The 16,860-nt window shown below is 63.6% G+C and carries 21 protein-coding genes; 19 read left to right on the top strand and 2 right to left on the bottom strand.

The features are described 5' to 3' along the window. The first annotated feature begins 48 nt into the window (after nucleotides 1–48). The 16 genes from ACMC5O_RS10410 (at nucleotide 49) to ACMC5O_RS10335 (ending at nucleotide 12,422) form a co-directional block, all read left to right on the top strand. Nucleotides 49–1,191 (top strand): acyl-CoA dehydrogenase family protein, encoded by a 1,143-nt coding sequence (locus tag ACMC5O_RS10410; protein ID WP_187708845.1) that lies wholly within the window; start codon nucleotides 49–51, stop codon nucleotides 1,189–1,191. Continuing rightward, the gene (locus ACMC5O_RS10405; protein WP_426692815.1) at nucleotides 1,188–2,246 is read left to right on the top strand and encodes an enoyl-CoA hydratase/isomerase family protein; all 1,059 of its coding nucleotides are present in this window, start codon (nucleotides 1,188–1,190) and stop codon (nucleotides 2,244–2,246) included. Before ACMC5O_RS10410 ends, ACMC5O_RS10405 begins: the two co-directional genes overlap by 4 nt. Beyond that, nucleotides 2,243–3,019, top strand: a complete 777-nt coding sequence (locus ACMC5O_RS10400) for an enoyl-CoA hydratase (protein WP_187708846.1) — start codon at nucleotides 2,243–2,245, stop codon at nucleotides 3,017–3,019. The genes ACMC5O_RS10405 and ACMC5O_RS10400 overlap by 4 nt, the downstream gene beginning before the upstream one ends. 2 nt (nucleotides 3,020–3,021) lie before the next feature. Continuing rightward, nucleotides 3,022–3,924: a 3-hydroxyisobutyrate dehydrogenase gene (gene mmsB, locus ACMC5O_RS10395; RefSeq protein WP_187708847.1), complete on the top strand. Its 903-nt coding sequence runs from the start codon at nucleotides 3,022–3,024 to the stop codon at nucleotides 3,922–3,924. Nucleotides 3,925–3,932: 8 nt separating this feature from the next. Then, entirely contained in the window at nucleotides 3,933–4,481 is a 549-nt protein-coding gene (locus tag ACMC5O_RS10390) for a c-type cytochrome (RefSeq protein ID WP_187708848.1), read from the top strand. Nucleotides 4,482–4,495: 14 nt separating this feature from the next. Continuing rightward, the gene (locus ACMC5O_RS10385) at nucleotides 4,496–5,143 is read left to right on the top strand and encodes a cytochrome b/b6 domain-containing protein (RefSeq protein ID WP_426692814.1); all 648 of its coding nucleotides are present in this window, start codon (nucleotides 4,496–4,498) and stop codon (nucleotides 5,141–5,143) included. A gap of 31 nt (nucleotides 5,144–5,174) precedes the next feature. Beyond that, nucleotides 5,175–5,747 carry a NifU family protein gene (locus tag ACMC5O_RS10380; protein ID WP_187708851.1) on the top strand — a complete coding sequence of 191 codons (573 nt, stop codon included), beginning with the start codon at nucleotides 5,175–5,177 and terminating at the stop codon, nucleotides 5,745–5,747. Between the two features lie 55 nt (nucleotides 5,748–5,802). Further along, entirely contained in the window at nucleotides 5,803–6,429 is a 627-nt protein-coding gene (tsaB, locus tag ACMC5O_RS10375) for a tRNA (adenosine(37)-N6)-threonylcarbamoyltransferase complex dimerization subunit type 1 TsaB (protein WP_426692813.1), read from the top strand. Then, nucleotides 6,426–6,911, top strand: a complete 486-nt coding sequence (locus ACMC5O_RS10370; protein WP_187708852.1) for a GNAT family N-acetyltransferase — start codon at nucleotides 6,426–6,428, stop codon at nucleotides 6,909–6,911. The genes tsaB and ACMC5O_RS10370 overlap by 4 nt, the downstream gene beginning before the upstream one ends. A 120-nt stretch (nucleotides 6,912–7,031) precedes the next feature. After that, nucleotides 7,032–7,463 carry a MucR family transcriptional regulator gene (locus ACMC5O_RS10365; RefSeq protein WP_187708853.1) on the top strand — a complete coding sequence of 144 codons (432 nt, stop codon included), beginning with the start codon at nucleotides 7,032–7,034 and terminating at the stop codon, nucleotides 7,461–7,463. Between the two features lie 70 nt (nucleotides 7,464–7,533). Further along, complete coding sequence (locus tag ACMC5O_RS10360; protein ID WP_187708854.1) at nucleotides 7,534–7,956, top strand: Fur family transcriptional regulator; 423 nt, start codon at nucleotides 7,534–7,536, stop codon at nucleotides 7,954–7,956. Then, complete coding sequence (locus ACMC5O_RS10355) at nucleotides 7,850–8,716, top strand: lysophospholipid acyltransferase family protein (RefSeq protein WP_426692812.1); 867 nt, start codon at nucleotides 7,850–7,852, stop codon at nucleotides 8,714–8,716. The genes ACMC5O_RS10360 and ACMC5O_RS10355 overlap by 107 nt, the downstream gene beginning before the upstream one ends. Further along, on the top strand, nucleotides 8,713–10,026 hold the full coding sequence (miaB, locus tag ACMC5O_RS10350; RefSeq protein WP_187708856.1) for a tRNA (N6-isopentenyl adenosine(37)-C2)-methylthiotransferase MiaB: 1,314 nt from the start codon (nucleotides 8,713–8,715) through the stop codon (nucleotides 10,024–10,026). The genes ACMC5O_RS10355 and miaB overlap by 4 nt, the downstream gene beginning before the upstream one ends. After that, complete coding sequence (locus ACMC5O_RS10345; protein ID WP_426692811.1) at nucleotides 10,026–11,027, top strand: PhoH family protein; 1,002 nt, start codon at nucleotides 10,026–10,028, stop codon at nucleotides 11,025–11,027. The genes miaB and ACMC5O_RS10345 overlap by 1 nt, the downstream gene beginning before the upstream one ends. Before the next feature lie 7 nt (nucleotides 11,028–11,034). Then, a complete protein-coding gene (ybeY, locus tag ACMC5O_RS10340; protein WP_187708857.1) occupies nucleotides 11,035–11,541 on the top strand; it encodes an rRNA maturation RNase YbeY in 507 nt (168 codons plus the stop codon). Further along, nucleotides 11,541–12,422 (top strand): hemolysin family protein, encoded by an 882-nt coding sequence (locus ACMC5O_RS10335; protein WP_426692810.1) that lies wholly within the window; start codon nucleotides 11,541–11,543, stop codon nucleotides 12,420–12,422. The genes ybeY and ACMC5O_RS10335 overlap by 1 nt, the downstream gene beginning before the upstream one ends. Here the strand turns inward: ACMC5O_RS10335 and ACMC5O_RS10330 are convergent. Then, complete coding sequence (locus tag ACMC5O_RS10330; protein ID WP_187708859.1) at nucleotides 12,419–12,841, bottom strand: VOC family protein; 423 nt, start codon at nucleotides 12,839–12,841, stop codon at nucleotides 12,419–12,421. The two genes, ACMC5O_RS10335 and ACMC5O_RS10330, sit on opposite strands and share 4 nt — an antisense overlap. A 74-nt stretch (nucleotides 12,842–12,915) precedes the next feature. On the opposite strand from ACMC5O_RS10330, the gene lnt reads away from it, so the two are divergent. Further along, complete coding sequence (gene lnt / locus ACMC5O_RS10325) at nucleotides 12,916–14,442, top strand: apolipoprotein N-acyltransferase (protein ID WP_426692809.1); 1,527 nt, start codon at nucleotides 12,916–12,918, stop codon at nucleotides 14,440–14,442. Nucleotides 14,443–14,504: 62 nt separating this feature from the next. After that, complete coding sequence (gene metK, locus ACMC5O_RS10320; protein WP_187708860.1) at nucleotides 14,505–15,734, top strand: methionine adenosyltransferase; 1,230 nt, start codon at nucleotides 14,505–14,507, stop codon at nucleotides 15,732–15,734. On the opposite strand, the gene ACMC5O_RS10315 is transcribed toward metK, so the two are convergent. Continuing rightward, nucleotides 15,731–16,081: a hypothetical protein gene (locus tag ACMC5O_RS10315; protein ID WP_187708861.1), complete on the bottom strand. Its 351-nt coding sequence runs from the start codon at nucleotides 16,079–16,081 to the stop codon at nucleotides 15,731–15,733. The two genes, metK and ACMC5O_RS10315, sit on opposite strands and share 4 nt — an antisense overlap. A 57-nt stretch (nucleotides 16,082–16,138) precedes the next feature. Between ACMC5O_RS10315 and trmB the strand changes: the two genes are divergently transcribed. Further along, nucleotides 16,139–16,846 carry a tRNA (guanosine(46)-N7)-methyltransferase TrmB gene (trmB, locus tag ACMC5O_RS10310; protein WP_187708862.1) on the top strand — a complete coding sequence of 236 codons (708 nt, stop codon included), beginning with the start codon at nucleotides 16,139–16,141 and terminating at the stop codon, nucleotides 16,844–16,846. Nucleotides 16,847–16,860 lie beyond the last annotated feature (14 nt).

The raw sequence follows: 16,860 nt of genomic DNA, 5'->3' as shown, positions 1-16,860 counted from the left end.
TGGCTGGCGTCTTGCTGACCGCTGTGCCTCAGCTTACAGGCCGCCGCCATGCATCAATTCGAGCTTACTGAGGACCAGCTCCAGATTCAGGAGATGGCGCGCAAGTTCACTGCGGACGCGATCACTCCGAACGCGGCCGAGTGGGACGAGAAGCACATCTTCCCGCGCGATACGATCCGCGAGGCGGCCGAGCTCGGCTTCGGCGCCATCTATGTCAGTGAGGAGAGCGGCGGCATCGGCCTTGGCCGGCTCGAAGCCGCGCTGATCATGGAGGCGATGGCTTACGGCTGCCCGTCGACCAGTGCCTTCATCTCCATCCACAACATGGCGTCGTGGATGATCGACCGCTTCGGTTCGCCCGAAGTGAAGCAGAAATATCTGCCTTCGATGATCACGATGGAGAAAATCGGCAGCTACTGCCTGACCGAGCCCTCGTCCGGCTCCGACGCGGCGGCGCTCAGGACAAAGGCCGTGCTCGACGGCGACCATTATGTGGTCAGCGGCTCCAAGGCGTTTATCTCGGGCGGTGGCGAGAACGAGGTTTACGTGACCATGGTGCGAACGGGCGACGATGGCCCAAAGGGCATTACCGCACTGGTCATCGACAAGGACATGAAGGGCGTCAGCTTCGGCGCTCAGGAAAAGAAGCTTGGCTGGCATTCTCAGCCGACCGCGCAGGTCAATTTCGACGAGGTCCGTGTCCCCGTAGCCAACCGCGTGGGCGGCGAAGGCGAGGGCTTCCGCATCGCCATGATGGGACTCGACGGCGGGCGGCTGAACATCGGCGCCTGTTCATTGGGCGGTGCGCAGCGCTGCCTTGACGAGGCCGTCGCCTATACGAAGGATCGCAAGCAGTTCGGGCAGGCGATTGCCGATTTCCAGGCGACGCAGTTCACGCTCGCCGACATGGAGACCGAGTTGCAGGCGGCTCGCTACCTGCTTTACGTAGCGGCCGCCAAGGTCACCGCGAACGCTGCGGACAAGACGCGCTTTGCGGCCATGGCCAAGCGCCTTGCAACCGACACTGGCTCTTCCGTTGTCGACCGCGCACTGCAACTCCATGGCGGCTACGGCTATTTGATGGACTATCCGATCGAGCGCTTCTGGCGCGACCTTCGCGTCCACTCGATCCTCGAGGGCACGAATCAGGTCATGCGGGTCATCGTCAGCCGGGACATGCTCCGCCAGTGACCGACGACGTCCTGTTCTCAACCGATCGCAATGTTGGCCGGATTCGACTGAACCGTCCAAAGGCGATTCACGCGCTGACGCGCGAAATGTGCGACGCCATGAGCGAAGTCCTGCTCGCGTGGCGCGAGGACCCGTCGATCCAGGTCGTCGTCATCGATCATGCCGAGGGCCGCGGCTTCTGCGCCGGTGGCGATGTGGTCATGCTGGCGCGGAGCGGCGCGAGCGATGCGAGCGACGCCAAGCACTTCTTCTTCAGCGAGTATCGCCTCAACCACCTGCTGTTCACTTTCCCGAAGCCGACCGTTGCGATCATGGACGGCATCACCATGGGGGGCGGCGTCGGGATTTCTCTGCCGTGCGAATATCGTATCGCGACCGAGGCGACGCGTCTCGCAATGCCCGAAACCGGCATTGGCCTTTTCCCGGACGTCGGTGGCGGCTGGTATCTGTCGCGGCTGCCCGGACGCGTCGGCCAGTTCATGGCGCTGACCGGTGCCCGGCTCGATGCTAGCGAGTGCCTCTACCTTGGCCTTGCCACCAATTACGTCGAGCAGTCGTCGCTGGAGGAATTGCACGATCGCATCCTGAAAGCCCCCACTCGTTTGAAGGGCACGCTGGGCTCCGTTTCCGCCACCCCGCCCGAAGCAAAGATCGAGGCAAACCTTGCGGCGATCACTCGCTTGTTCGCCTCGGACAAGCTGGAAGATGTGCTCGCCGCTCTGGACGCCGACGAAAGTGACTGGGCGAAAACCGAACTTGCAACCCTGCAGTCCAAGAGCCCGCTGTCGTGCAAGGTCTCGATGCGGCTTCTTGCCGAGGGCGCGGTCCGCTCGAGCTTCGCGGAGGAGATGCGCGCCGAATATGCGCTAGCGGGCCGGATCGTCCGCACTCATGACTTCCGCGAGGGCGTCCGCGCATTGCTGATCGACAAGGACAACAGCCCCCAGTGGGACCCGCCGACGCCGGAACAGGTCGACGGCGAGATGCTCGACGTCCTGTTCGCGCCGCTTCCCGACCGCGAAGCGTGGATCCCATTTCCGGAGACCGGAGAATGACCGACTACAACACCATCCTCGTCGATAAGCGCGGCGCTGTGACGCTCGTCACGCTGAACCGGCCGCAGGCCCTCAACGCTCTCAACAGCGAAGTGCTCAAGGAGCTGATCGAGGTCTTCGCGGCCTATGACGCCGACAACAGCCAGCATTGCCTGGTACTGACGGGTTCTGAGAAAGCCTTCGCCGCCGGCGCCGACATCAAGGAAATGCAGTCGCAGGGCTTTGCCGACATGTATTCGGCCAACTTCTTCGGCGGCTGGGAGCAGGTCACCTCCACCCGCAAGCCGTGGATCGCGGCGGTCGCGGGCTATGCGCTCGGCGGTGGCTGCGAAGTCGCGATGATGGCCGACTTCATCATCGCTGCCGACACCGCGAAGTTCGGCCAGCCAGAGATAAAGCTCGGCGTGACGCCGGGTATGGGCGGGTCGCAGCGGCTGGCGCATGCAGTCGGCAAGGCCAAGGCAATGGAGATGTGCTTGACTGGCCGGATGATGGACGCCGCCGAAGCGGAGCGCTCAGGCCTCGTCGCCCGCGTGGTTCCTGCCGCCGATTTCCTCGCCGAAGTCATGAAAACCGCCGACGCGATCGCCGGAATGGCGCCGCTCGCGGCAATCGCGAACAAGGAAATGGTCAACGCCGCGTTCGAGATGCCGCTGAACCAGGGCATCCGCTTCGAGCGCCGCCTTTTCCACGGCCTGTTCGGAACCGAGGACCAGAAGGAAGGCATGACCGCCTTCGTCGAGAAGCGGCCCGGTAATTGGAAAGGGCGCTGAGCATGGCGAAGATCGCATTCATCGGGCTCGGCCACATGGGCGGCGGAATGGCGCCGAACCTTGCGAAGGCGGGACATGAGGTTCGCGCGTTCGACCTTAGCGAGGAAGCGCTCGCGCGGGCGGTCGAACAGGGCTGCAGTCGTGCCGGTTCGACCGAGGAAGCTGTCGCCGACGCGGATGTCGTCGTCACCATGCTACCCGCTGCGAAGCACGTGCTCGATGTCTACCGCAGCCAGGTTCTTGGGAAGGCGCCAACGAGCGCTCTCCTGATCGATTGCTCGACCATCGACGTCGCCTCTGCACGTTCGATCGAAGAAGAAGCTGCCGCGCAGGGCTATACGATGGTCGATGCACCGGTCTCGGGTGGCATTGCGGCCGCTGCATCTGGCAATCTCGCCTTCATGGTCGGCGGTTCGGACGAAGCCTTTGCGAAAGCGCAGCCGATCATCGAGCCGATGGCCAAGGCCGTGATCCACGCTGGCGGGCCGGGCGCAGGGCAGGCGGCGAAGATCTGCAACAACATGATCCTCGGCGCGACGATGATCGTCACCTGCGAGGCGTTCGTCATGGCGCAGAAGCTCGGGCTCGACCCGGCAGTCTTCTTCGACATCGCCTCCAAGGCTTCGGGGCAGAGCTGGTCAATGACCACCTACACGCCTGTCCCGGGCGTCGGTCCCGATACGCCGGCTGACCACGACTACGAAGGCGGCTTCGCGGCCGCCCTCATGCTCAAGGACCTCAAGCTCGCGATGGACGCCGCCCAGCACGCGGGTGCCTACACGCCGATCGGCTCGGAAGCTGAGGAACTGTATCAGCGCTTCGTGACTCTAGGCGGGGGGTCGAAAGACTTCTCCGGGATCATCAAGATGCTGGACGACAGCTGGAAGGCGCCAGAACAGAAATAGGAGATCGCATGCGCATTGCCGTGTTGACTGCCCTTGCAAGTGTTTCGCTCGTTGCGTGCGGGCAGAATGCGACTTCGACGAATAATGAGGTTGCCGAAAACAGTGCCAATTCGGTCGAGGCGACTGAAAGCGCCGCCACGCCTGCGCCTGCCCCCGCGACCAAGGAAGAGGCGATGAAAGTCATGCACGAGCGGCATGAGGGAATGGAGCAGATCGGCAAGTCCACCAAGACGATCAAACGAGCACTCGACTCCTCCTCGCCGGATATGGCCGAGATCCAAAAGGCCGCCGCCACGATAGCTGAGCTTGCGGCGAAGTCGCCCAACTGGTTCCCGCAAGGCACTGGTCCGGAACTCGGCAAGACCGGGGCGAAGCCGGAGATCTGGCAGAACTATCCAGACTTCGTCGCTAAGGATCGCGAATTCGGAAGGGCGGCCCAGACGTTCGACGCTGTGGCCCGAAGTGGCGACTTGAGCCAGATCAAGGCGGGCTTCGCTGACCTCGGCAAGACCTGCAAGGCATGTCACGACAAATATCGTTCGGACATGCACCACTAAAAGGCGGGGGATCGATGAAGCTGCCGATCTGGGATCTCCCGACCCGCCTTTTCCACTGGTTACTGGTCGGGCTGATCGCATTCAGCTGGTGGTCGGCGGAATATCATTACGACGACCTTCACATCTGGTCGGGAATGGCGGTCCTGAGCCTGCTGATCTTCCGCTTGCTCTGGGGCTTTTTCGGAAGCTCAACCGCGCGGTTCGCCAACTTCGTCCGCGGTCCGCGCGCCGTATTCGGCTACCTGCGCGGCCAATGGCGCGGGCTCGGCCACAACCCGTTGGGCGCGCTTAGCGTCATCGCTTTGCTTGGGCTCGTGTCGGGGCAGACCGTGCTGGGGCTGATTGCGAGCGACGAGGACGGGTTGATGCAGGGCCCGCTTGTGAACCTTGTCAGCGTGGGCACTTCCGACGCTGCGACCGAGCTGCACGAAGAGCTGTTCAATGTGCTGTTGGCCCTCATCGGGCTGCATGTCGCGGCGATCCTCTATTATCGACTTCGGGGGAAGCGCCTGATCGGGCCAATGCTTACGGGACGAGGAGAGGTTGAGCCGGGCGTCGAACCGATGCGTCCGGGCAAATGGTGGGCCGCGCTGCTCTGTCTTGCGGCCGCGATCGGCATTACTCGGTGGATCATCGCCGGAGCACCGCCGTTCGGGGGTTGATCGGGCAGGGCCTGAAGACCACATGGCGCGCATGCTGATCCGCACCGAGCAAACTCCGAACCCAGCGTCGCGCAAGTTCCTTCCTGGCCAGACGGTCATGGAAGGCGGGACGCGGGATTTCCCCGACGTCGAAAGCGCGGAGGCCTCGCCGCTGGCGTCGGGCCTGTTCGCGAACGGAATGGTCGAGGGCGTATTCTTCGGCCGCGACTTCATTTCCGTGACCGCAGCACCAGGTATTTCGTGGGGCGACCTGGAGCCGGTCGTGCTCGAAACCTTGCTCGACCATTTCGTGAGCGGCGCTCCGCTGTTCGCCCAAGGCACTGCCGCCGGCATCCTCGTCGAGGAGGTTCCGACGGTTGAGGAAGATCCTGCGGACGCGGACATCATCGATCAGATCAAGGAGCTGATCGAGACGCGGGTCCGCCCGGCGGTAGCCCAGGATGGCGGCGATATCGTCTATCGCGGCTACAGGGACGGCCGGCTTTACCTGGGGATGCAGGGTGCCTGCTCCGGCTGCCCTTCGTCGACGATCACGCTGAAGCGCGGCATCGAGAACCTCATCCGCCACTACGTTCCCGAAGTGGAATCCGTCGAAGCGGTCTGACTTGGGGATTTATCCACTTGCCCCCTTCGGGTTCATGTGAACACATTCCCGACAGGTGAGTTGGGAATCGGACGTGATCTTGGCCATCGATACATCGACTGCAGCATGCAGCGCCGCGCTGTTCGACAGCGACGGCCAGTGCATTGCACATCGAGACGAAGTGATTGGCCGCGGCCATAGCGAGCGGCTGGTGCCGATGCTCGACGAGCTGCTCGACGGCCGCCAGGCGGACGGGATCCTCGTTGGCGTCGGGCCGGGAAGCTTCACCGGAATTCGCGTCGGGATCGCCGCTGCGCAGGGCCTCGCCATCGCCTGGAATTGCGAGTTGAGCGGAATGTCGTCGCTGGCGCTTCTTGCCGCCGGTGACAGTGGAGACGGCGACGTCGCAGCGGCTGTCGATGGTGGGCATGGCGAATTGTTCGTCCAGCAGTTCGACGCAAGGCTCCGGCCGACGACCGATATGTTCAACCTGCCGCCCGACGAGGCCGCCGATTGCATCGGTGCGGAGCTGGTGATCGGTCCCGGCGCAGGGGCCTTGGTCGATGCGCGCGGAAGTGGTCGCGCCGTTGAGGCGCTGCCTTCGGCGCGCAATGCGCTCCGCCTGCCAGAAGAGCTCCGGTCGTTTCCGCCAAGACCGGTTTACGCGCGTGCTCCGGACGCCCGCGCGAGAAGCGCGGCATGAACGCCACAGCCGCCTCGAGCGCAGAACTCCAGCTGGCCGCCGGCGGTTCGTCCGATCTCGATTCCGTCATCGAGATCATGAATGCTGCCTTCGACGATCGCTTCGGCGAAGCGTGGACGAGGTCGCAATGCGCGGGAATCCTGCCGATGCCGGGTGTCAGCCTGATGATCGCGCGATTCGGTGACGGAAGGGTCGCGGGCTTCTCGCTCCAGAGGGGTATCAGCGACGAAGCTGAATTGCTCTTGCTCGCGGTCTCTCCGGAATTTCGCCGCAGGGGCATTGGGAAGATGCTTCTCGACCATTTCCTCAGCCAAGCCCGCGATAATGGTGCGAGCCGGGTTCATTTGGAAGTTCGTGAAGGAAATCCGGCAGTTATCATGTATCGGTCAGCCGGTTTTGCGTTGGTTGGGCGTCGCCGCAAATATTACAGGGGACGATTTGGCGGCGAGTTCGACGCGCTGACATTATCCCGTCAAATATAACTACGATTAACCTGAAGCATTAGCCCGCTGCTATTGCGGCGCTACGGGACATCCCTTAGTTTTGAACAAGTACGCGCCTGTTACGTTTTCGTGCGAACTCTTGCTCGGGGAATTCTTCAAATGAACGGAAATGAAGACGCGGAAGACACGCTGCTTACTCTGACTGCGGACATCGTCGCGGCGCATGTCAGCAACAACAGCGTCGCTGTGAACGATCTTCCTCAACTGATCCAGAATGTACATTCCGCACTTACCGGAATTTCGGGAAGCCGCGCTGCGCCGGAAGCAAGGCCGGAGCCGAAAGTCTCGATCCGCGCTTCGATAAAACCGGATTACATCGTTTGTCTTGAAGACGGTAAGAAGCAGAAGATGCTGAAACGGCATCTCATGACCAACCACGGAATGACTCCCGACGAATACAGGCAGAAGTGGGGACTTGCAGCCGACTACCCGATGGTTGCTCCGAATTACGCCGAACAGCGCCGGACGCTCGCCAAGTCGATTGGGCTCGGCACCAAGCGTCGCAAGCCGCGTGGCCGGAAAGCGGGTTGAATTACGAAGGGAGCGGGGCGACCGCTCCCTTTCCTTTGACGCTGCGGCATGCGCGCCTTAACTGAATAACATGACCCGGAAGATCGATATCGAGGCCCTCTGTGCCGACAAGGGCCTGCGGATCACCGAGCAGCGCCGCGTCATTGCTCAGATCCTGTCGGAAGCCGAAGACCATCCCGACGTCGAGACGCTGCACGAGCGCGCCGCGGCGGTCGATCCGAAAATCTCGATCGCGACCGTGTACCGGACGGTTCGGCTGTTCGAAGAAGCGGGCATCCTGGAGCGCCACGAATTCGGCGACGGACGTTCGCGCTACGAAGCCGCTTCGGATGCGCACCACGACCATTTGATCGACGTCGAGACCGGGAACGTCATTGAGTTCGTCGATGAAGAGCTCGAAGCGCTTCAGAGACGGATCGCGGAGAAGCTCGGCTTCCGCCTCGTCGACCATCGCATGGAGCTTTACGGCGTCGCACTCGACCGCAACCGCTAAGAGCGAGACCGAAAGCTCACAGCTCCGGGCCGCAATCCGCAGCCTTCTGCTTCTGCTGCTTTTTGCAGTCATCTGCCCGATCCATGTCGCGACCAAGCATCTCCTTGGCAAGTCGGCTTGGCCGAAGCGGTTCCTTGGGATCGCCGCGCGCATCGTGGGTGCCCGGCCAATTGTCATCGGCGATGCACTCGATCCGCACACTTTGCTGATCAGCAATCACGTCAGCTGGCTCGACATATTGATTCTTGGCGGAACGACCGGGACGGCGTTCGTCTCGAAGGACAATCTCGGGCATGGCGTGATCCACTGGCTCGCCGATCAGAACCACACGCTTTACGTGCGCCGCGAGGACCGCAAGGGCTCGAGGGACCAGGCCATGGCCATTGCCCGCGCCGCCGAGCGAGCCCAGCCGATCGCCCTGTTTCCGGAGGGGACAACCGGCCCGGGAGATCATCTGCTTCCGTTTCGCTCGTCGCTCCTGGAAGCGACGTCCTACGCATCGGCGAACGTGCAGATCAGGCCGGTGGTCCTGGATTACGGACCTGCTGCGACCGAGGTGGGCTGGCATGGCGAGAGTGGCAAGGAGAACGTGCTTCGTATCCTCGGGAGGAAGGGCACCTTGCCGGTGATCGTCCATTTGCTTCCGCCGCTCGATCGGACTAGCGACCGCAAGGCGTTGGCGCAGAAGGCGCGCGACGCGATAGCCGAAACCCTCGCTTCAAGTCGCGGCTCGGCTCCCCTATACCCGGACCACAGATGAATTCCGTTCCAAAAACCTTTCGAGTCAAATCCTTCGGCTGCCAGATGAACGTCTACGACGGCGAGCGCATGGCCGAGCTGCTTGGCGCCGACGGCCTGACCGCGGCCGCCGATGGCGAGGACGCCGACCTGGTCGTGCTCAACACCTGTCACATCCGCGAAAAGGCCGCCGAGAAGGCCTATTCGGACGTCGGCCGCTTGCGGCGCGAAGATGGCTCGAAGCCGCTGATCGCGCTGGCCGGCTGCGTTGCCCAGGCCGAGGGTGCCGAGGCCAGGAAGCGCTCGCCGATGATCGACATGGTGGTCGGTCCGCAAGCCTATCACCGCCTTCCGGAGATGGTCGCCGACGCGGTTCGCGGGGCTCGTCCGGTAGACACGGAGATGCCGGCGATTTCGAAGTTCGACGCCTTCCCGAAGCGGCGGCGCGCGAATCCCAGCTCGTTCCTCACCGTGCAGGAAGGCTGCGACAAGTTCTGTACCTATTGCGTCGTGCCCTACACGCGTGGTGCGGAGATCTCTCGCCCGTGGACGGATATTGTCAACGAGGCGTGTGAACTGGTGGAGTCCGGCGCCCGCGAGATCGTGCTGCTCGGGCAGAACGTGAATGCCTGGACTGAAGGGGATCGCGGGCTGGCCGAGTTGATCCGGGAGCTGGACCGTATCGATGGGCTGGAGCGCATCCGCTACACGACCAGCCACCCGGCCGACATGACCGACTCTCTGATCGAGGCGCATGGTGAGGTAGAAAAGCTGATGCCCTACCTGCACCTCCCCGTGCAGTCGGGAAGCAATCGCATCCTCAAGGCGATGAACCGCAGCCACACGGCTGAAACATATCTCGCGATACTGGCAAAGGTGCGCGAGGCCCGGCCCGACATCGCCTTGTCCGGCGACTTCATCGTCGGCTTCCCGGGCGAAACGGAAGAAGATTTCACCGCCACGCTGAATCTCGTTGACGAGGTGGGCTACGCATCCGCTTATTCGTTCAAGTATAGCCCGCGGCCGGGCACGCCCGCCGCCACGATGGAGGACCAGATCGCGCCCGAGCTGATGGATGAGCGGCTTCAACGGCTGCATGATCGGATCAACACGCACCAGACCGCGTTCAACCGGGCGAGCATCGGAAAAGAGACAGAGGTCCTGATCGAACGTCGCGGCAGATATGCGGGCCAGATGATTGGCCGCTCTCCCTGGCTTCAGTCGGTCCACGTCGAGACGGACGCGGTGCCGGGTGACGTGGTTCGCGTCACGCTAGCGGCCGCCGGTCCGAACAGCATGACTGGTTCGCTCATCACGAAGGTGGCCGCCTGATGGCCCGCCGCGAACCGGCCGCCGTCGCCAACGACGCCGGCCGCGCCCGCCTCGAACTGGAGTTTGAGCAGCCCTACCTGCTCGGTCCGCTCTTCGGCGACTACGACCGCCACCTGATCACCATCGAGCAGCGCCTCGGCGTGCACATTTCGGCGCGCGGAAACCGGGTCCAGATCGAGGGCGATGCTGATGCCGCGGCGCGCGCTCGCGAAGTGCTCATGGGCCTCTATAACCGGCTCGACCAAGGCCATGATGTCGATGCTGAGGCGGTCGAAGCCGTGCTTGGCATGGCCGTCCAGCCGAACCTCGACGGCATCATCAACGAGGAAGTCGCCTCTCCACCCCGGGTGATGATCCGCACGCGCAAGAAGACGATCGTCCCGCGCTCCACGACCCAGACGACCTACATGGAAGCGCTGGCGCGCGACGAGATGATCTTCGCGCTTGGCCCGGCGGGTACCGGCAAGACCTATCTCGCCGTCGCCCAGGCTGTTTCGCAGCTCATCACCGGTTCGGTCGATCGGCTCATCCTGTCGCGTCCGGCCGTAGAGGCTGGCGAGCGGCTCGGTTTCCTTCCCGGCGACATGAAGGAGAAGGTCGATCCCTATCTCCGCCCGCTCTACGACGCCCTCTACGACATGCTCCCGACCGAGCAGGTCGAGCGCCGCATCGCGTCGGGCGAGATCGAGATTGCGCCGATCGCCTTCATGCGCGGCCGTACCCTGAACGATGCCTTCATCATCCTCGACGAGGCGCAGAACACCACGCCTCAGCAGATGAAGATGTTCCTGACCCGCTTTGGCATGCGCAGCCGGATGGTGATCTGCGGCGACCCGCACCAGACCGACCTTCCGAACGGTGTGACTTCCGGCCTCAATGACGGCGTCGGAAAGCTCGAAGGCATCAAGGGGATCGAGGTCGTCCGCTTCTCCGCCGCCGACGTGGTGCGCCATCCGCTGGTCGGACGCATCGTCGAGGCTTATGAAGGCCCAAGGGCCTGATGCGCGGATGATGCTCGACATCGACATAGAAGCCGACGCGGAGTGGGACAGTAGCATCGACTGGACGCTGCTCGTCCGCCGTGCCGCCGAATCCGCCGTTGCCGAAAGCGCATTCCCGCAGCTTGCCGCCGGTGCCCGACCGGTCGAGCTCTCCGTCCGGCTGACCAGCGACGAGCAGGTTCGCGCGCTCAATGCCGAGTGGCGCGGCAAGGACAAGCCGACAAACGTGCTGTCGTTTCCGCTCGCGGAAGCCGACGATCTAGGAAGCTCCGAAGGCGAAGGCCCCGAACTGATGCTCGGCGACATCGTCCTCGCCCGCGGCGTCTGCGAGCGTGAGGCGGCTGAGAAGGCTATCCCGGTCGAAACCCACGCGGCGCACCTTCTCGTGCACGGGACGCTGCATCTGCTCGGCTATGATCATCACGACTATGACGAGGCAGCCGACATGGAAGGCCGCGAGGTACGGGCGCTTGCCCGCCTCGGCATCGCCGACCCTTATGAGGGCGGCCACTGATGGCGACTCGTCACGATGAAGGCGGCTCCCGATTATGGCGAGGCATGCGCTCGCTGATCTTCGGCGAGGGCAGCGAACAGACGCTTCGCGACGAGATCGAGGAAGCGATCGACGAAGCGGAGGAGGGCGGCGCCTCGCGCTCCATCGCAGGCGACCTCAGCCCGACCGAGCGCCAGATGCTCCGCAACCTGCTTCACTTCGGGGAGCGGACTGCGGGCGACATCTGCGTAACCCGCGGCGACATGATCGCCGTGCCCTCGACGATTGGTTTCGATGACCTGGTCCGCGCGTTCGCGGACGCGGAGCACAGCCGGCTGCCCGTCTATGGGGAGAGCCTCGACGAGGTGGTCGGCATGATTTACATCAAGGACGTCTTCAAGGTTTCCGTCGATCTTGAACGCGACCGCTCAGTGCGCGCTCTCATGCGCGAGCCGCTCTTCATCCCGGAATCGATGGGCGTGCTCGATCTGCTCGCCCGGATGCGAGCCCAGCGCATGCACCTCGCAATCGTCGTCGACGAGTTCGGCGGAACCGAAGGCCTGGTCACAATCGAGGACGTGGTCGAGGAGATCGTCGGGGACATCGAGGACGAGCACGACATCGAGCAAGCGGGCATGCTGACCATGCTCGACGACGGTGTTTGGGAAGCCGACGCCCGGATCGAGCTGGACGAACTTGCGAAGGCGGTCGATCCGCGTCTCACATGGGAAGAGGATGAGGTCGATACTTTGGGCGGACTGATGTTCCTGCTTGCGGGTCACATCATCCCGCCGGGCGAATCCGTCTGCCATCCAAGCGGCTGGCGCCTCGAATCCATTGCGGCGGACCCGAAGCGCATCGTCCGCGCGCGCCTTCATGCGCCCGAAGGCGAAGAGCGCTAGTTCTTCGCGAACAGCTTGGCCGGGTCGGCCATCGCCTTGAATTCGAGAGCATTGCCCGCAGGATCGAGCAGGAACATGGTCGCCTGCTCGCCGGGCTGGCCTTCGAAGCGAACCGTCGGTTCGATCACGAATTTCGTGCCCGCCGAGCGAAGCCGGTCGGCCAGCGCCTTCCAGTCGGCCATCGCCAGGACGAGCCCGAAGTGGGGCACGGGAACGTCCTCGCCGTCGACCGGATTGCTTGCACGGGCACGAACCGCATCGGGCGCAAGATGCGCGACGATCTGATGGCCGTGCAGGTCGAAGTCGACCCAATGATCGGCGCTCCGCCCTTCAGCGCAGCCGAGAAGGCCGCCATAGAATCGGCGCGCCGCCGCCAGATCGTCTACCGGGAATGCGAGATGAAAGGGTGGAAGCGTCATTGCTCTCTCGTGCGCGCCCGGCTCAATGCTGTCCAGACTTTCGGCGAACGAGAGTAGCGGCTAGCGAGCAGCGGATGCTTTTCCTCGTCGCGTTCGTTGCCGGTGCGGTTTCCGCATTCGCCTTTCAGCCGGTTGGTCTCTGGCCGCTGATGCCCATCGCGATTGCGCTGCTTTGCGAATTGCTTTCGCGCGACGCCAAGTTGAAGCGCGCTCTTCTCATCGGCTGGCTGTTCGGCCTCGGCCAATTCGTGATCGGCCTGAACTGGATCGCGACGGCCTTCACCTACCAGGCGGCCATGCCCGCATGGCTCGGCTGGATCGCCGTAGTGCTCCTGTCACTCTACCTCGCGGTCTATCCTATGCTCGCCGTCGGCATTGCCTGGACGTTTGGCCGCAGCCGGCCGATTGCGCTCGTGCTCTGCCTCGCCGGAGCTTGGGCGATCACCGAATGGCTGCGCGGTGGCATTTTCACTGGTTTCCCCTGGAATCCGGTCGCCGCCACCTTCGATGACACACATCTGCTCAATGCGACCGCGACGATCGGGACCTACGGTCTGTCCCTGCTGGTCGTCCTCGCGGGCGGCCTGGTCTGGCTGCTGGTTCGCCGGGAATGGCGCGTTGCCGGTGGTATCGCAGCGGTCCTGCTGGCACTGCATTTCCTGCCGAGGCCCGACGTTCCGGATCATCCGCAAAACATTCGACCGATCCGGGTCGTGCAGCCGAACATCGGTCAGCAGGACAAATGGCGGCCGGGCTTTTCCGAAATCGCCAACCAGCGTCTCGCGCAGCTTTCGCTGAAGCCCGGCGGCGCTCACCCGCGCCTGCTTTTCTGGCCTGAAGCGGCAGTCACCAATCCACTGCAGGATGCGCGCGGGGGTCCCTATCAGGCCTACGCCGCCTTCGAGCAGGCGCGCGCTGCGTCGGTTGTCGGGCCGGGCGAATATCTGCTGACAGGCGGCATTGCGCTGTTTTCGAAGGATGGGATCAATGTCACCGGAGCGGCGAACAGCGTGTTCGTCTTCGGGCAGGGTGCCAGATTGGCGGCGCGCTACGACAAGGCACACCTCGTTCCCTACGGCGAGTATCTGCCGATGCGGCCTTTGCTCTCGTCGATCGGCCTCTCGCGGCTCGCTCCGGGCGACGTCGATTTCGCGTCGGGGCCCGGCCCGCGAACAGTTGCATTGCCGGGCTGGGGCAAGGTCGGCTTCCAGCTTTGCTACGAGATCATCTTCTCGGGCGAGGTCGTTGACCGCCGCAACCGGCCGGACTTCATCTTCAATCCGTCTAACGATGCCTGGTTCGGTTCCTGGGGACCACCCCAGCACCTTGCCCAGGCGCGTTTGCGGGCGGCCGAAGAGGGAATCCCGGTCATCCGCTCGACCCCGACCGGGATCAGCGCCTTGGTCGATGCTCACGGGCAGGTCGTAAAATCGCTTCCTTGGCGAGAGGCGGCCTTCTTCGACGCCGCTTTGCCGCTGCCTGCCGCAAACCCGACTTTCTTCGCCCGATACGGCAATGTCATACCCTTGCTTCTCGGGTTCGCGCTCGTCATCGCGGGCATTGCCCTCGGACGGGCGGGGCGCTATCGGCGGAACACATAAAGCATTCTTTATATGAGGTTCCGGCCCAGCCGGCCCAGACTCGCAAGGACTTCAACCAAACCATGCGCAACTCCTACCTCTTCACCTCCGAATCCGTTTCCGAGGGCCATCCCGACAAGGTCGCAGATCAGATCAGCGACGCTTTGGTGGACTATTTCATCGGCCATGACCCCGAATCGCGCGTCGCCTGCGAGACGCTGGTCACAACTCAGCGGATCGTGATTGGCGGCGAGATCCGTTGCCCACCAGTCTATGACGAGGAACGGTTCAAGGACACGCACGGCTGGGCGCCCGGCGCGCGTGATGAGATCGAACAGATCGTCCGCAACACCGTGAAGCGGATCGGCTATGAACAGGCGGGCTTCCACTGGCAGACCGCCAGCTTCGAGAATCACCTTCATGGCCAGTCGGCGCATATCGCCCAGGGCGTCGACGCGGCGGAGGACAAGGATGAGGGCGCGGGCGACCAGGGAATCATGTTCGGCTTCGCGGTCGACGAGACGCCGGAGCTGATGCCGGCGACCCTTTACTACAGCCATCATATTCTCGAGCGGATGGCCGCTGACCGCCATTCTGGCGCGGCTCCCTTTCTCGAGCCCGACGCGAAGAGCCAGGTTACCTTGCGCTTCGAGGATGGAAAGCCTGCGAAGGCGACGGCCATCGTCGTCTCGACCCAGCACAAACCTGGTTACGACAAAGGCGAAAAGCAGGCCGAGTTGCACGCCTACGTCAAGGCAGTCGTGGCCGATGTTATCCCGGCGGAGCTTCTCGGCAACGAGACCGTCTATCACATCAACCCGACCGGCAGTTTCGAGATCGGCGGGCCTGACGGGGACGCCGGCCTAACCGGACGCAAGATCATCGTCGACACCTATGGCGGTGCGGCTCCGCACGGCGGTGGCGCTTTCTCGGGCAAGGATCCGACCAAGGTCGACCGCTCGGCTGCCTATGCCGCGCGCTACCTCGCCAAGAACATCGTCGCGGCCGGCTTTGCCAAGCGCTGCACGATCCAGCTCGCCTACGCGATCGGCGTGTCCAAGCCGCTGTCGCTCTATGTCGACACGCACGGCACCGGCACGGTCGGTGACGAGCAGTTGGAGCAGGCAATCGGCAAGATCGAGAAGCTCGGCGGGCTGACGCCTCGCGGCATCCGTACGCACCTCGCGCTCAACAAGCCGATCTACCAGGCGACGGCAGCTTATGGCCACTTCGGCCGCAAGCCCGAAGGCGACTTCTTCCCGTGGGAGAAGACGGACCTGGTCGACGACCTCAAGGCGGCCGTCGCCGCCTAGGCTTCGCGGCAGCGCACCCAGCGGCGCTGCCCGCCTCGCCAGATCGATCCATCGTAGAAGCGCCCGTTCTTCTTCGCCAGCAGGCGCGCCTCGCGGCGCATCGCATTCGGGTCCACCAGATCGATGCGCAGTTCCGATGGATCGAGCCATGATTGGGCGATCACCACGCGCACGTCGCGGTCATTGTCGCGAAGGCGGGCAGAAACCATCGATTGGACGGCGGAATGGCCGATGACCAGCGAGACCTCAATTGGACGCGCTCCGGAAGTTCGGCAGGCGAGACCGCCGGTTGCCTGCGCAGGAGCGGCCGTCGCAACGAGCGAGAGGAAAAGGAGCGACTTGTTCATTCCGCGAATCTCCGCCGCCCTTGCTGAACCAAAGATTGCGCGTTTAGGCGGAACGGCATGACTGCGCACAAGGCGGGCGACCCGACGACCCTGAACCGTCTCTACGGGCGAGTGAGCGGGCATAAGCTGCGAAAGGGCCAGCAGGACCTTGTCGACCGGCTACTGCCGCAGATCGAGGTTCCGGCCGAGGGCGAGGTCACATCGGCCCGCCTGTTCGGCGAGGATCGTCCGCTTCACTTCGAGATCGGCTTCGGGTCGGGCGAACATCTCGTCTACCGCGCCGATCTGTTGCCCAATCACGCGTTCATTGGCTGCGAGCCGTTCCTCAACGGTGTCGCGACCGCGCTCGGCCACGTCCGCGACCAGCATCTGACCAATGTTCGCCTTTGGAAGGGCGATGCGCTCGAAGTCCTCCGGCGCGTGCCCGACAGAGCGCTGAGCTTCATCTATTTGCTGCACCCCGATCCCTGGCCGAAGGCGCGTCACGCCAAGCGACGGATGGTCAACGACGGGCCGGTCGACCTATTCGCGGCGAAGTTGAAGCCGGGCGGCGAGTTCCGGTTGGCGACCGACGACCCGACTTATCTCAACTGGGCGCTGATGGTGATGCAGCGGCATGGGCATCAGCAGCAGTTCGAATGGCTGGCGAGGACGCCCAAGGATTTCCTCGAACCGTCCGGCGGCTGGATCGAGACACGCTACGGCGCCAAGTCCCGGCGCGAGGGTCGGCGGCCCTATTATCTGCGCTACCGCCGCATCGGCTGAATCTGTACAGCGCG

The sequence above is a fragment of the Sphingomonas sediminicola genome (genome assembly GCF_049991885.1).
GTDB classification, from domain to species: Bacteria; Pseudomonadota; Alphaproteobacteria; order Sphingomonadales; family Sphingomonadaceae; genus Sphingomicrobium; species Sphingomicrobium sediminicola.
This window is presented reverse-complemented; position numbering and strand designations above follow the sequence as displayed.

Excerpts from the sequence above, each read along its gene's own strand:
- ACMC5O_RS10360 (WP_187708854.1), top strand. The coding sequence starts at position 7,534 with ATGACCCGGAAGATCGATATCGAGGCCCTCTGTGCCGACAAGGGCCTG.
- ACMC5O_RS10390 (WP_187708848.1), top strand. The coding sequence starts at position 3,933 with ATGCGCATTGCCGTGTTGACTGCCCTTGCAAGTGTTTCGCTCGTTGCG.
- ACMC5O_RS10370 (WP_187708852.1), top strand. The coding sequence starts at position 6,426 with ATGAACGCCACAGCCGCCTCGAGCGCAGAACTCCAGCTGGCCGCCGGC.
- ACMC5O_RS10380 (WP_187708851.1), top strand. The coding sequence starts at position 5,175 with ATGCTGATCCGCACCGAGCAAACTCCGAACCCAGCGTCGCGCAAGTTC.
- metK (WP_187708860.1), top strand. The coding sequence starts at position 14,505 with ATGCGCAACTCCTACCTCTTCACCTCCGAATCCGTTTCCGAGGGCCAT.
- ACMC5O_RS10365 (WP_187708853.1), top strand. The coding sequence starts at position 7,032 with ATGAACGGAAATGAAGACGCGGAAGACACGCTGCTTACTCTGACTGCG.
- ACMC5O_RS10385 (WP_426692814.1), top strand. The coding sequence starts at position 4,496 with ATGAAGCTGCCGATCTGGGATCTCCCGACCCGCCTTTTCCACTGGTTA.
- mmsB (WP_187708847.1), top strand. The coding sequence starts at position 3,022 with ATGGCGAAGATCGCATTCATCGGGCTCGGCCACATGGGCGGCGGAATG.
- ACMC5O_RS10345 (WP_426692811.1), top strand. The coding sequence starts at position 10,026 with ATGGCCCGCCGCGAACCGGCCGCCGTCGCCAACGACGCCGGCCGCGCC.
- ACMC5O_RS10355 (WP_426692812.1), top strand. The coding sequence starts at position 7,850 with ATGAAGAGCTCGAAGCGCTTCAGAGACGGATCGCGGAGAAGCTCGGCT.
- ACMC5O_RS10400 (WP_187708846.1), top strand. The coding sequence starts at position 2,243 with ATGACCGACTACAACACCATCCTCGTCGATAAGCGCGGCGCTGTGACG.
- trmB (WP_187708862.1), top strand. The coding sequence starts at position 16,139 with ATGACTGCGCACAAGGCGGGCGACCCGACGACCCTGAACCGTCTCTAC.
- ybeY (WP_187708857.1), top strand. The coding sequence starts at position 11,035 with ATGATGCTCGACATCGACATAGAAGCCGACGCGGAGTGGGACAGTAGC.
- miaB (WP_187708856.1), top strand. The coding sequence starts at position 8,713 with ATGAATTCCGTTCCAAAAACCTTTCGAGTCAAATCCTTCGGCTGCCAG.
- ACMC5O_RS10315 (WP_187708861.1), bottom strand. The coding sequence starts at position 16,081 with ATGAACAAGTCGCTCCTTTTCCTCTCGCTCGTTGCGACGGCCGCTCCT.
- lnt (WP_426692809.1), top strand. The coding sequence starts at position 12,916 with ATGCTTTTCCTCGTCGCGTTCGTTGCCGGTGCGGTTTCCGCATTCGCC.
- ACMC5O_RS10335 (WP_426692810.1), top strand. The coding sequence starts at position 11,541 with ATGGCGACTCGTCACGATGAAGGCGGCTCCCGATTATGGCGAGGCATG.
- ACMC5O_RS10330 (WP_187708859.1), bottom strand. The coding sequence starts at position 12,841 with ATGACGCTTCCACCCTTTCATCTCGCATTCCCGGTAGACGATCTGGCG.
- ACMC5O_RS10410 (WP_187708845.1), top strand. The coding sequence starts at position 49 with ATGCATCAATTCGAGCTTACTGAGGACCAGCTCCAGATTCAGGAGATG.